Origin of the sequence: Scandinavium sp. (assembly GCF_036271055.1) — a bacterium.
Taxonomy (GTDB): Bacteria; Pseudomonadota; Gammaproteobacteria; order Enterobacterales; family Enterobacteriaceae; genus Scandinavium.
In genome coordinates, this window is the sequence record NZ_DATBBJ010000024.1 from 1 (window position 1) to 12,906 (window position 12,906).

Consider the following 12,906-nt stretch of genomic DNA (forward strand, 5'->3'; position numbering starts at 1 on the left):
GGGTTACGCAGAGAGTCGTATCGGGAAACGAGATTGAGAGCCTGTCCAATGTGCATAAAAAAATCCGGAAACGAGGGAGCATTTCCGGATTCTTACACAGCCACTGGATCGATCAACCGATCCTTAACTGATCGGCATTACATCATCGGATGAGCCTTTCTTTAACGGCCAGTCTGAAAATCAGTCTTTACAGGTTTTCTGTGCGTCAAAATGCGTCGATTTATCCGCCACCAGCGTTTTCATTTGTTCGCCAGTATCTGGATTGGCTTGCAACGTGAAGTGCCCTTCGACATTCAGCAGAACGGGTTTGCTCGCAGTACCTCGTGCAGCGGCATAATCGCGCTCTAACTGCGCGTTATTCGCCACCGCAACGCGCTTGCCCGTTGCGCAGTCGGTAAAGGTTGCGGCATCTGCCATGTAGATATACATGCCGCGCATCGCCATTGGCGTAACCGGCAGGCTGGATTTCACCGGTTCAAGCGTGTAGTTCAATGTGGAAACAATCGGATTGCCTTCACGGTCAAGCATTTCCAGCTTGTCGCCTTTCGCGCGATAGTAAGACTTATCACCGTTGCTGTCGGTCAGTACCAATTTTTCAGCCGTACGCGCCCAGGTGCCGTAAGAACCAAACGAAGAAGGTTCGCGTTTAACGCCCTGATAGCGTTCGTTCATCACCCAGGTGCCGTCTTTTTCCAGATACAATGACGTTTCAATGCCTTCGCAGTCAGCGCAGGGCAGCACGCCACGCCAGCTTTGCTGCATCGGTTGCAGAGCTTCTTCCTGCGCCGGTTTCAGAGTCTCATCTGAACGATTATTACAGCCCGGCAGCGCGCAAAGCATGCCTATCGCTGCGAGAGTAACCAGTACCTTCTTCACCGTAATGTCCTTATGCTATTCATTCTTTCGATCAATCACCGGAGTGCCGGACTTTGCCCCGCATCGATTTCACCGATGACTTTTGTGATTTTGATGCCAGCCGACGCTCTTTCGACGCTCGGGTGGGACGCGTTGCTCGGCGGTGTTTTTGTTCAACGGTCAGCGTCTGGATAACCGAAACCAGACGCGCAACAGCCGCTTCGCGATTCATTTCCTGGCTGCGATATTCCTGCGCCTTGATAATGATAACGCCATCAGACGTGAGCAAATGGTGACTGGCCGCGAGCAGCCGCTCTTTGTAATACTCTGGCAGGCTGGAGGCCCGGATGTCAAAGCGCAAGTGAATAGCCGTTGAGGATTTATTCACGTTCTGACCGCCGTTCCCCTGCGCACGGATCGCGGTGATTTCCACTTCGTCGTCAGCCAACGATACCTGACGTGAGATGACAATCATTGCGGCTGCTGCCAACTTGTCGGCAAGATTTCCAGATTGTTCTGCGCATCAGATAACCAAACCGTCCCTTCCTGCAATGTCGCCTGTAGCGTCATATTGCGGGCGGCAAATGTCGTCAACTGCGCCAATTTGGCATCATCAAAATACCAAATACTGAGATTACTGAACCCTTTAAGCGCCGCCTGATTCTGCTGCCACCAAATTTCTGCCGCGCGGCTGTTATAGGTAAACAGCGCCACTTGCTTCGAACGCGAACAGGCTTTTTTGATTCGGCGTTCGTCAGGCAAGCCAAGTTCAATCCACAGATCGATACCCAGATGATCGTTTAACAACCACACTTCCGGTTCGTCGTCAGCACTCAGCCCACGAGTAAACTGCAAACGGTCATCGGCATACATAATCCATGCCAGCAGGCGCAGCATCATACGCTCTTCGGTTTCCGACGGATGACGGGCCAGCGTCAGGCTGGCATCGAGGAACTGGTTGCGGTCGAGATCGGCAACGTTTACCGCTGCTTTATAAATTGTCGCTTTCAGCGCCATGATTTTACTCCTGAAAATTGGCGGCCATTGTACCGAAATCAGCCGCAAAAGGCTGTCGCCAATTCAGCGTAAGACAGCTCATCCTGCTGATATTGCTTAAATGAGTATGGTATAGTCACCTTGCTAAACAGAGTTTATCTTCGTAGGCTTAAACTTGCATCCCACAGTTAAGTCAGAACGCTGACAGGAGGGCATGTGGAAAAGTATTGTGAGTTAATACGCAAGCGGTATGCGGAAATAGCCAGCGGAGACTTAGGATATGTTCCGGATGCGCTGGGTTGTGTGCTAAAAGTATTGAATGAAGTGGCGGCGGATGACGCGATTTCAGAGTCGGTCAGGGAAAAAGCGGCCTATGCGGCGGCAAACTTACTGGTGAGCGATTATGTCAATGAATGAGTCTTATCAACCGATCAACTGTGACGACTATGACAATCTCGAACTCGCCTGCCAGCACCATCTTGTTTTGGCGCTGGAGCTGAAAGATGGCGAAGTGCTGAAGGCGAAAGCCAGTGACTTAGTCTCACGCAAAAACGTCGAATATCTGGTCGTCGACATCTCAGGCGAAAGCCGCGAGCTGCGACTCGACAAGATAGCGAGCTTTAGCCACCCGGAAATTGGTACTGTGGTAGTAAGCGAAGAGTAATCCATAGAAGGGCAGTATTCATTACTGCCCTTTTCTTTGCCTGACAAACGCTAAACCTTCACTGCCTTCCCTGAATTGCCCTTCGACAGTCACGAAATATCCTGCCGCTGCAATTAACGTTTCACCATAAAAAAGCAGCGGCGTGGTGTCACGTAGCCAGGGCGCAACCCCCAATTCCTGCCAGATTTTTTTAAGCTTACGCCCACCGTTGCGCCCAACAATATGCAGATTGCCAGATGCAGTGAACCGCACACTTACGCGCTCATCTTCATTTGGCGCACGGATTTCTGTACCAGCCACCAAATGAAGTGCGCTTGAGCCTGGCAATAACAGCGGCTGCGTGGTATCGGGCCACGCAATCTGCATATCACTTTGACGCGCATAAGCCGGGATCAGCCAGAGTTGCTGTTGATAACGCCTGATTTCGAACGGGTCTACTTGCAGCAACGGATTCGCATCTTCACGCGCCAATGCCACTTCCTGCCAGATACGCTCAAGCATTGTCCGTGAAGGCATTGTGGCCTGACGTTGTGCCAGCCAGCGACGGAGCAATGCTGCGCGCCGGATATCACTCACCTTTAATAACGGTTCAATGGCGAGTTGACCCTGCGTTCCGGTTAAGGCCGCCAGTTCGTTGGCAAGAAGCTCATCCAGCAATTGTTCCTGCTCACCGCACAGTGCCGCGCTCCGGGCCGCAGCTTCGGCGAAATGCGGCCAACGATCGGTCAGTTGCGGCAGCACGCGCAGGCGTAAAAAATTGCGATCATAGCGATCGTCCTGATTGCTTTCGTCTTCAATCCAGCGCAGCGCATTAGCGACAGCCCAACGTTCGAGATCGTCACGCTTGTCATTCAGCAGCGGACGCAGCAGTTTTGTTCCGGCGAACTCAGACTCTACAGCCATCGCCGACAACCCTGCCGGGCCGCTGCCGCGCTTCAATGCCAGCAAAAAAGTTTCGCACTGATCGTCCAGATGCTGCGCCGTAACCAACACCTCACCAGGCTGCAATGATGCACGAAAAGCGGCATAACGCGCTTCGCGTGCGTGAGCCTCAACGCCAAGCCCATTTTCTGCCAGCGTCACTTTCACCACCTCCAGCGGCACAGCCCATTCGCTGCAAACCTGCTGGCAATGCGTCGTCCAGGCGTCGGCGTTGACGCTCAACCCATGATGAATATGGATAGCACGCAACGTGACGTCGGGTGACTGTTCGCGCCAGCACACCAGTTTGTGCAAAAGTACCGTCGAATCAAGGCCGCCGCTAAAGGCGACCAGAATATTGCGGTGTAGAGGTAATGCGTTGGCGACAGAATTAAGGTTCATGGTTTATTGCTGATACAGCTCCAGCGGCAGTCCATCCGGATCATTAAAGAAGGTGAAACGGCGGTCGGTGAACGGATCGATACGAATCGCTTCGCACTTCACACCGTGGCTTTCGAGATGCGCGACAGCGGCATCAATGTCATCGACGCTAAAGGCAAGATGGCGCAGACCGCAGGCTTCCGGACGTGACGGACGCGCGGGCGGGAATGGAAAAGAAAACAGCTCAATGGTGTACTGTCCGTTAAGTGCCAGATCGCCTTTCCAGGAGTCGCGCTCTTCACGATAAAATTCGCTTTCCAGCGTGAAGCCGAGAATATCGCAGTAAAACGCCTTACTGATCGCATAGTCACTCGCGATGATGGCAATGTGGTGAACCTGTTTCAAACCCAGCATGTTATCTCCTTATTCGTCTGCGCAGCACGTTACCTGTCACGAGCCGTTTGACGCAAGCCGTCAGGCCTCTTTTAAGACTCGTACCCAGTACACGCCATGCTCATCGCGCTTCGCACCGTGAATATCCGTTTCAAATCCCGGGTAATGGCGGCCGATGGAGCAAAGCATCAACAGAAAGTCGAGTACCGCCCGGCTCTCTTCGGTGATCATTTCGCCCGGCATTAACAGCGGTACGCCCGGTGGATACGGCAGAATCATGTTCGCTGACACGCGCCCCACCACTTGCTCTATCTCGATCGTTTCGACTTCACCTTTGATCTGACGCTGCCAGGCCTTATGTGGCGTCATTTTCATTTCCGGCAACACGTCGAACGCCCGAAGCATCAAATGAGAAAGCTGATGCTGACGAATTAATTTATGGATCCCCTGCGCCAATTCCTGAATACGCATGTTGCGATAGAAATCAGGATCTTCCGCGTAAAGATCCGGCAGCATATTTTTGACCCGCAGGTTCAAATCATAAGAACGCTTAAACTCGGTCAATCCACGCAGCAGGCCCATGGCGCGAGTTTTATCAATGCCGATACTGAACAGGAACAGCAAATTATACGGCCCGGTTTTCTCAACGACCACGCCGCGCTCGTCGAGGAATTTCGCCACCAGCGCCGCCGGGATCCCCTCTTCACTCATAGTACCTTGTTCATCCATGCCCGGCGTCAGGATCGTGACTTTCACCGGATCGAGATACATATGATCCGCATCGGCGTCAGTAAAACCGTGCCAGTCCTCACCCGGTGAAACGGGCCAACACTCTGCTTCGTCCACTTTTTCCGGCTGCCAGATATCGAAGAACCAACCGTCAGATTCTTCGCGCAGACGCTGAACCTCTTTGCGGAAATGCAGCGCACGCTCCACGGAACGATTGATCAGGCGCTTGCCAGGATTCCCGCGCAACATTGCCGCTGCGGTTTCAATCGAGGCGACAATCGGGTAACTCGGTGACGTCGAGGTATGCATCATAAAGGCTTCGTTGAAGGTGTCTTCGTCGTAATCGCCTTTAATATGAATCAACGAGGCCTGCGACAGCGCCGCCAACATTTTGTGCGTGGACTGCGTTTCGTAGATAACTTTGCCCGGCACGCGGTCGCCACTCATGCCGCTTTTGCCCTGATAAATCGGGTGAAAATGGGTATAAGGCACCCACGCGGAATCAAAGTGAATCGACGGCACATCCAGCGTTTCTTTAATCCAGGTTGTGTTGTACAACAGCCCGTCATAGGTTGAATTGGTGATCACCGCGTGAACCGGCCACTCTGCACCAGCTGCCGCCTCCACTTTTTGCGTGATGCTGTCGCGGGTAAATTCACGCTTCGGAATCCCACCGAGAATACCGAGCGCATTACGCGTTGGCTTCAGCCACAGCGGCACCACATCACTCATCATCAACAGATGAGCCAGCGACTTATGGCAGTTTCGGTCAATCAGCAGCGTGCTGCCCGCCGGAGCGGCATACATCCCGACAATCTTATTTGACGTCGACGTGCCGTTGGTCACCATATAACTTTGCTCAGCGCCAAAAGTGCGGGCGATATACTCTTCCGCTTCCAGATGCGGCCCGGTGTGATCGAGCAACGATCCCAATTCCGTAACCGAAATCGACACATCCGCTTTAAGCGTATTAGCGCCAAAAAAATCGTAGAACAGGCAGCCGACCGGGCTTTTCTGGTAGGCCGTTCCCGCCATATGCCCTGGTGTACAGAAGGTATATTTCCCCTCTTTCACATAATTGAACAACGCGCGGGTAAACGGCGGGGTGATGTTATCGAGATATTCTTTCGTGTACTGGCCTATACGCGTGGCGATGTCCTCTTCCGCGCCCAGCGCGTACTCAAAGAACCACAGCGCCATGCGCATATCGTTAATGCTGACGTCCAGCGTCGAATGGGTGTTGATAAACGCGTACAGCGGCAAATATTCGTTGAGCTGGTTTATTTCACTGCACAGATCCTCGCCGTATTCGTCCCAGTCAAAAATGACGCCGCAGATCCGTGGGTTCTGTTCGACAAACTTGATGAGATCGGCACTGTTCTGCGGCCAGATAATTTTGAATCCCTGCTGAGTCAGCGCGGCTTCCAGATCTTTAATTGGCTGATCTTTGTGATAGACGCCGTGTGGCCCCATGATGGCGATAATATTCACGCATTTCTCCCTGCAATTTCAGTCTGATAAGCATAGCAAAGACACGCCGGAGACTGCACCGGCGTGTACAGGTTATTACATTACAACGCGTTCCACGCATCCTGCCAGGCAATGCCTGCACCCGGTTCATAATAGGATGGCGAAACGTTACACCATGCCCCCTCCGGGAACGATTTGCATTGATACAATGCGCCGTTATTTCGCACAATGTCACCCGGATTGTATTTATTCGTGACACTCCAGTTGCCGTAAGTCACCTCGTCCTGACCCCCACCACTGGCTTTCGCTTTGACGTTGAGAATATAGCTCGTCGAGCTAGTCAGCGCTCCGTCACTCACCGTCAGCCCGATGGCATACTGTGCGTCTTTGGCGCTTTCCGGCACATTGAAGGTAATCACCGCTTTATCTTTACCGGCCACCGTTTGCCCATCCTGCGATTGCCAGGTGTAGGTCAGAGCATCGCCGTTGGCGTCAGTCGACCCTTCAGCACTCAACGACACTTTACTGCCCGCTGTCACCGCTCCGGTTGGGCCTGCGATTCTGGCGACAGGTGCCACGTTGGCGGCGGGGGTCGGTTCTGGCTTAGGCTCTGGTGTCGGTTCTGGCGTTGTGCCGCCTGCGTCCTGCACGATTTTCACGTTGAAGAAGTGCTGAACGCAGCGGGTATAATCCCCTTCTTTAAACGCGCTGAACGGTGTCTGGTAACCTACCAACTGGCACGCATAGACACTGCCCGTTGGCGTATCCGGACTCCAGCCCCAATCCTGCTCCCAGTACACAGGCAATGCACCCGACCCGCCTTCATCAAATTGCTTCATGTTTTTACAACCCAGCACTTCATCCGCCGGGATAGGCACCTTCAGATACTTCGCAAACTCTTTGTAGTAATTGATACGGTTAATGGATTGCGCATTTTCATCTGCACCACCGCACTCTACGCCGCCGTTGATTATCTGAATGGTGACCCCGAACCCCGGAACCAAACCGTTGGCTTTGTCATGCTCGTTGGGTTTCCAGGTGCCATCAATCACGAACAGCATGCTAGGTTTCGGTGGCTGAGGATAGGTGTAGAAGAAAATGGCACTGGCCAGGTTCATCCAGGTATCTGCCACGCGTTCAGGGTGATCGAGCAGCGGCCGAACATCACCGTACATGGCTTCAGAGAACGGACCGTAGTTGTAGTTATAGGAAAGTTGTTTCGCACCGCGGCCAAAATAGCTCAGGAAATCACCGTCCTTATCTTTACCGCAGGGCCATGTCTGCCCCTGCCAGGTATCCGGATTGCATTCCCCGTTGTAGCCGCCTTTCTGCCCTTCCGTCCATCCCATTTCCCGCACATAGACCAGCGCCTGCCGCCATTCAGGCTCATCGCGCCAGCTTTCGTGCCCGCCGGTTTCCTGGGCAAAGTGGGCAAACATGGTGGCCAAAGATTTACGACAAATGGCTTCGCTATCGCGCCCATCAGTGTAACTGGCGCAAAGGGCCGGGAATTTTCCCACCGCTTTCAGGAAGTTAAGATAGGTATATTCCGGAGCGCGCAGCGGGAAAAGATAATTCCAGTCCTTCTCTGCCACAATCTTCTCGACGCGTTTCATGTTTTCCGGGTTTGCACTGCGCCCGACGGTGATGGCTTCAACCTGATCATTGCTGAGCGTGGCAATAGAGGCTTTAACCGCCGCCATTTCAGGGAAGCTGGTCAGTTCCTTCTCTTTTTTATCGAGATCGCTTTGCTTAATGGTGTAGGGTTCACTGCTACTCAGGAGTGCGGCATGTGCGCCGGATAAACCGGTCACCGCCCCCGCCAGGGCAGCCACTGCCCATATGCGTTTCGTTGTCATCTCTCTTTCCTCGCGTTCATTTTCTGCTGCGCTGGTTATTCAGGCAGTAACACGAGTCTACGAGGCTGAAAAAAGAGGCGATCTCATATCCCCTAACAGCGGAATCACGAAATATCAGCAGGCACAAAAACAAAAAAGGCCTGACATAATCAGGCCTTTTTATCACGAATGAGGAAAAATCAGGCGTAGCCGTAGCTCATCAAACGTTGATAGCGACGGTTGAGCAAATCTTCCGTGCTTAGCACGTCGAGATCCGCCAGATCCGCCAGCAGCTGCGCTTTCAGGCTTGCCGCCATTGCTTCCGGCTTACGGTGTGCGCCACCCAGTGGTTCCGGGATAACGGTATCGATAAGCTTCAGCTCTTTCAGACGTGGCGCGATGATACCCATCGCTTCTGCGGCCAGCGGTGCTTTATCCGCACTTTTCCACAGAATGGAGGCACAACCTTCCGGAGAGATAACGGAATAGGTGCTGTACTGCAGCATATTCACTTTATCGCCCACACCAATCGCCAGCGCACCACCGGAACCGCCTTCACCGATCACCGTACAGATAACCGGCACTTTCAGGCGAGACATTTCACGCAGGTTACGGGCAATCGCTTCAGACTGACCACGTTCTTCAGCGCCCACGCCAGGATAAGCACCCGGGGTGTCGATGAAGGTCACGATAGGCATGTTGAAACGTTCTGCCATTTCCATCAGGCGCAGCGCTTTGCGATAACCTTCTGGTGCCGGCATGCCGAAGTTACGACGGATTTTCTCTTTGGTTTCGCGACCTTTCTGATGACCAATGATCATCACCGGACGCCCATCCAGACGTGCGATGCCGCCCACGATAGCTTTGTCGTCGGCATAAGCGCGATCGCCCGCCAGTTCGTCAAATTCATCGAAGGCCAGACGCAGATAATCCAGGGTATACGGACGCTGCGGATGGCGAGCCAACTGAGCAACCTGCCATGCACCGAGATCGGCGAAGATTTTGCGCGTCAGTTCTACGCTTTTCTCGCGCAGACGATACACTTCTTCGTCGATGTTAATATCCAGTTTTTCATCCTGACGGCCTACGGCGGTCAGGGAATCGATTTTCGCTTCCAGCTCTGCAATCGGCTGTTCGAAATCAAGGAAATTCAGACTCATAGTATTCCTGTATTAGTCAAACTCCAGTTCCACCTGCTCCGACCCAATGAGGCCACGCAAATCGTTGAGTAAACGATCGCTCGGAGAAACACGCCAGGTTGCGCCAAAACGCAGCCGCGCGCGTGCATCCGCCCTCTGATAGTAGAGATGTACCGGAATTGTCCCCGAACGGTGGGGTTCCAGAGACTGACGGAGACGGTTTAAAAGCTGGTCATCAATTTGCCTGTCCGTCAGCGAGATAGCAAGCCCGCGAGCATATTTTTCCCGGGCTTCGTCAATGTCCATCACTTCACGGGCGGTCATTTTAAGCCCCCCGCTGAAGTCATCAAAGCTGACCTGTCCGCTGACGATAAGTATGCGGTCTTTTTCCAGCAAATGCTGGTATTTATCCAGCGCGTCGGTGAACAACATCACCTCCAGCCGCCCGGAACGGTCATCCAGCGTACAGATGCCGATACGATTGCCTCGCTTGGTGACCATTACCCGCGATGCAATCACGAGCCCCGCCGCTGTGGTCACTTTACCACGATCGGTCGGATGCATGTCTTTAAGCCTCAGGCCGCCGACATAGCGCTCAATTTCTTTTAAATACTGAGTGATCGGGTGTCCGGTCAGGTACAAACCTAACGTTTCTCGCTCCCCATCCAGTACGATTTGTTCTGGCCACGGCTGACAGCTGGCGTAGGATTGTTCTACCTGTTCCGGCTCATCGGCCAGAACGCCAAACATATCAGCCTGACCGATAGCTTCGGCTTTGGCGTGCTGATCGGCCGCTTTCAGTGCATCCGGCAGAGAATTCGCCAGCGCAGCACGGTGCGGGCCGAGGCGGTCAAACGCCCCGGACATGATCAGTTTTTCCAGCACACGCTTGTTGAGCTTTTTGGTATCTACGCGGGCGCAGAGATCAAACAACTCTCGGAAATAGCCGCCTTCGTTACGTGCCTCAAGGATAGCCTCAATCGGGCCTTCGCCAACGCCTTTGATCGCGCCAATACCGTACACTATCTCCCCGTCATCATTGACGTGGAAATGGTACAGCCCGGAGTTGATATCCGGCGGCAGGATTTTCAGCCCCATGCGCCAGCATTCGTCGACCAGGCCGACCACTTTCTCGGTATTGTCCATATCAGCAGTCATTACCGCCGCCATAAACTCGGCCGGATAGTGCGCTTTCAGCCACAGCGTCTGGTAGGAAACCAGCGCATAAGCGGCGGAGTGAGATTTGTTAAAGCCGTACCCGGCGAATTTTTCCACCAGGTCAAAAATTTTAATCGCCAGTTCGCCATCAACGCCGCGAGATTTCGCGCCATCTTCAAAGCCACCGCGTTGTTTGGCCATTTCGACAGGGTTCTTTTTCCCCATCGCACGACGCAGCATATCCGCACCGCCGAGGCTGTAACCGGCCAGAACCTGCGCAATCTGCATCACCTGTTCCTGATACAGAATGATGCCATAGGTCGGTTCCAGCACGGGTTTCAGGGATTCGTGCTGCCACTGGATATCGGGATAGGAAATTTCTTCGCGGCCGTGTTTACGGTCGATAAAGTTATCTACCATCCCTGATTGCAACGGCCCCGGACGGAACAGGGCCACCAGGGCTATCATGTCTTCGAAGCAGTCCGGCTGCAGACGTTTAATCAGGTCTTTCATGCCGCGGGATTCAAGCTGGAACACCGCAGTGGTTTCCGAGCGTTGCAGCATGTCGAAGCTTTTCTTATCTTCCAGCGGGATCGCGGCGATATCGATTGGATCTAAACCCTGCTTCGCCCGGCGCGGGTTGATCATCTTCAACGCCCAGTCGATGATCGTAAGCGTACGCAGGCCGAGGAAGTCGAACTTCACCAGCCCGGCATATTCCACGTCGTTTTTATCGAACTGTGTAACCGGATGGTTCCCGGATTCATCGCAGTACAACGGCGCAAAATCAGTAATTTTGGTTGGCGCGATGACTACGCCCCCGGCGTGTTTACCGGCGTTACGCGTGACGCCTTCGAGCTTACGCGCCATGTCGATCAGCGCTTTGACTTCTTCGTCAGCCTCGTAGATTTCCGGCAACTGCGGCTCAGCTTCAAAGGCTTTGGCGAGTGTCATGCCCGGATCGGGCGGCACCAGTTTAGAAATTCGGTCGACGAAACCATACGGATGGCCCAGCACGCGCCCTACGTCGCGGATAACCGCTTTCGCCGCCATCGTACCGAAGGTGATGATCTGCGAAACCGCATCACGTCCGTACATTTCTGCAACGTGTTCAATGACCTGGTCGCGTTTCTCCATACAGAAGTCAACGTCGAAGTCGGGCATCGAGACACGTTCCGGGTTAAGAAAACGTTCGAAAAGCAGGTCGAATTCCAGCGGATCGAGATCGGTAATTTTGAGCGCATAAGCGACCAGTGAGCCAGCACCGGAACCACGACCAGGACCAACCGGCACGCCGTTATCCTTCGACCACTGGATAAATTCCATTACGATCAGGAAGTAGCCCGGGAAGCCCATCTGGTTGATAACCTGGAGTTCAATATCCAGGCGCTCATCGTACTCTTTGCGTTTCTCAGCGCGCTCGGCTGGTTCCGGGAACAAGAATTCCAGGCGCTCTTCAAGACCTTCTTTCGATTTCACCACGAGGAAATCTTCGGTGGTCATTTCCCCGGTAGGGAACTGCGGCAGAAAATATTCACCAAGACGAACGGTAACGTTACAGCGTTTGGTGATTTCTACCGTGTTGGCCAACGCTTCCGGAATGTCGGCAAACAGCTCGCACATTTCATCTTCGGTACGCAGGTATTGTTGCGTGGAATAGTTACGTGGTCGCTTCGGATCGTCTAGCGTAAAACCATCGTGGATTGCAACACGGATTTCATGGGCATCAAAATCCCCGGTGTCGATAAAGCGTACGTCATTGGTCGCTACGACCGGTAAACCGCGTTCTTCGGCCAGTTTTACCGCCGCGTGAAGGTAATTTTCTTCGTCGGCGCGACCGGTGCGGATTAGCTCCAGATAGTAGCGATCCGGGAAATGTTCTTCATAAAAGGAAACGCACTGCTCGACCAGCGGCGTATTGCCACGCAGCAAGGCTCGGCCCACATCACCCATTCGTGCGCCAGAAAGCAGAATCAGGCCTTCTTTCAGCTCAACCAACCAGTCGCGGTCGATATACGGCCCAAGCGCGCCATATCCGCGTTGATACGCGCGCGAGATCAGCAGCGTCAGGTTCTGATAGCCTTCGTTGTTGGTGGCAAGCACGGTCAGTTGTGTTAGTTCATCCGCCAACAGATCGCTCTGGACGTGGAAATCGGCACCGATAATTGGTTTCAGTCCAGCGCCGTGACCTGCGCCATAGAACTTGACCAGACCGCAAAGGTTGGTGAAATCGGTGATCGCAAGTGCAGGCATGCCGAACTCGGCCGCCTTTTTCACCAGCGGCCCGGTCTTCGCCAGCCCATCAATCATGGAGTAGTCGCTATGCACCCGCAGGTGTACGAAACGTGGTTCAGCCATCTTC

General features: G+C 53.6%; 11 protein-coding genes. 2 read left to right on the top strand and 9 right to left on the bottom strand.

The features are described 5' to 3' along the window. Positions 1-180: 180 nt before the first annotated feature. Genes nlpE through VH187_RS02245 form a run of 3 tightly spaced genes read right to left on the bottom strand, consistent with a single transcriptional unit; the run spans position 181 to position 1,872 of the window. Entirely contained in the window at positions 181-876 is a 696-nt protein-coding gene (gene nlpE / locus VH187_RS02235; RefSeq protein WP_329699852.1) for an envelope stress response activation lipoprotein NlpE, read from the bottom strand. 31 nt (positions 877-907) lie between these two features. Continuing rightward, positions 908-1,330: an alternative ribosome rescue aminoacyl-tRNA hydrolase ArfB gene (gene arfB, locus VH187_RS02240; RefSeq protein ID WP_329699853.1), complete on the bottom strand. Its 423-nt coding sequence runs from the start codon at positions 1,328-1,330 to the stop codon at positions 908-910. After that, a complete protein-coding gene (locus VH187_RS02245) occupies positions 1,327-1,872 on the bottom strand; it encodes a YaeQ family protein (protein ID WP_329699854.1) in 546 nt (181 codons plus the stop codon). Before VH187_RS02245 ends, arfB begins: the two co-directional genes overlap by 4 nt. A 195-nt stretch (positions 1,873-2,067) precedes the next feature. Between VH187_RS02245 and VH187_RS02250 the strand changes: the two genes are divergently transcribed. Together VH187_RS02250 and rof are read left to right on the top strand one after the other, a co-directional pair. Beyond that, positions 2,068-2,268, top strand: coding sequence for a YaeP family protein (locus VH187_RS02250; RefSeq protein ID WP_329699855.1), 201 nt, complete (start codon positions 2,068-2,070; stop codon positions 2,266-2,268). After that, positions 2,255-2,515, top strand: a complete 261-nt coding sequence (gene rof, locus VH187_RS02255; RefSeq protein ID WP_329699856.1) for a Rho-binding antiterminator — start codon at positions 2,255-2,257, stop codon at positions 2,513-2,515. The genes VH187_RS02250 and rof overlap by 14 nt, the downstream gene beginning before the upstream one ends. Positions 2,516-2,536: 21 nt before the next feature. Here the strand turns inward: rof and tilS are convergent, their stop codons facing one another. From tilS to dnaE, 6 genes are all read right to left on the bottom strand, one after another. Next, entirely contained in the window at positions 2,537-3,838 is a 1,302-nt protein-coding gene (gene tilS, locus VH187_RS02260; RefSeq protein WP_329699857.1) for a tRNA lysidine(34) synthetase TilS, read from the bottom strand. A gap of 3 nt (positions 3,839-3,841) precedes the next feature. Continuing rightward, the gene (locus tag VH187_RS02265; protein WP_329699858.1) at positions 3,842-4,231 is read right to left on the bottom strand and encodes a VOC family protein; all 390 of its coding nucleotides are present in this window, start codon (positions 4,229-4,231) and stop codon (positions 3,842-3,844) included. Positions 4,232-4,291: 60 nt separating this feature from the next. Next, complete coding sequence (locus VH187_RS02270) at positions 4,292-6,430, bottom strand: lysine decarboxylase LdcC (protein ID WP_329699859.1); 2,139 nt, start codon at positions 6,428-6,430, stop codon at positions 4,292-4,294. 80 nt (positions 6,431-6,510) lie between these two features. Beyond that, complete coding sequence (locus tag VH187_RS02275; RefSeq protein ID WP_329699860.1) at positions 6,511-8,268, bottom strand: glycoside hydrolase family 19 protein; 1,758 nt, start codon at positions 8,266-8,268, stop codon at positions 6,511-6,513. Positions 8,269-8,447: 179 nt separating this feature from the next. Next, a complete protein-coding gene (gene accA / locus VH187_RS02280) occupies positions 8,448-9,407 on the bottom strand; it encodes an acetyl-CoA carboxylase carboxyl transferase subunit alpha (RefSeq protein ID WP_329699861.1) in 960 nt (319 codons plus the stop codon). A 12-nt stretch (positions 9,408-9,419) separates the two neighbouring features. After that, complete coding sequence (gene dnaE / locus VH187_RS02285; protein ID WP_329699862.1) at positions 9,420-12,902, bottom strand: DNA polymerase III subunit alpha; 3,483 nt, start codon at positions 12,900-12,902, stop codon at positions 9,420-9,422. Positions 12,903-12,906: the final 4 nt, after the last annotated feature.

Excerpts from the sequence above, each read along its gene's own strand:
- arfB (WP_329699853.1), bottom strand. The coding sequence starts at position 1,330 with ATGATTGTCATCTCACGTCAGGTATCGTTGGCTGACGACGAAGTGGAA.
- VH187_RS02245 (WP_329699854.1), bottom strand. The coding sequence starts at position 1,872 with ATGGCGCTGAAAGCGACAATTTATAAAGCAGCGGTAAACGTTGCCGAT.
- rof (WP_329699856.1), top strand. The coding sequence starts at position 2,255 with ATGTCAATGAATGAGTCTTATCAACCGATCAACTGTGACGACTATGAC.
- tilS (WP_329699857.1), bottom strand. The coding sequence starts at position 3,838 with ATGAACCTTAATTCTGTCGCCAACGCATTACCTCTACACCGCAATATT.
- VH187_RS02265 (WP_329699858.1), bottom strand. The coding sequence starts at position 4,231 with ATGCTGGGTTTGAAACAGGTTCACCACATTGCCATCATCGCGAGTGAC.
- VH187_RS02275 (WP_329699860.1), bottom strand. The coding sequence starts at position 8,268 with ATGACAACGAAACGCATATGGGCAGTGGCTGCCCTGGCGGGGGCGGTG.
- accA (WP_329699861.1), bottom strand. The coding sequence starts at position 9,407 with ATGAGTCTGAATTTCCTTGATTTCGAACAGCCGATTGCAGAGCTGGAA.
- dnaE (WP_329699862.1), bottom strand. The coding sequence starts at position 12,902 with ATGGCTGAACCACGTTTCGTACACCTGCGGGTGCATAGCGACTACTCC.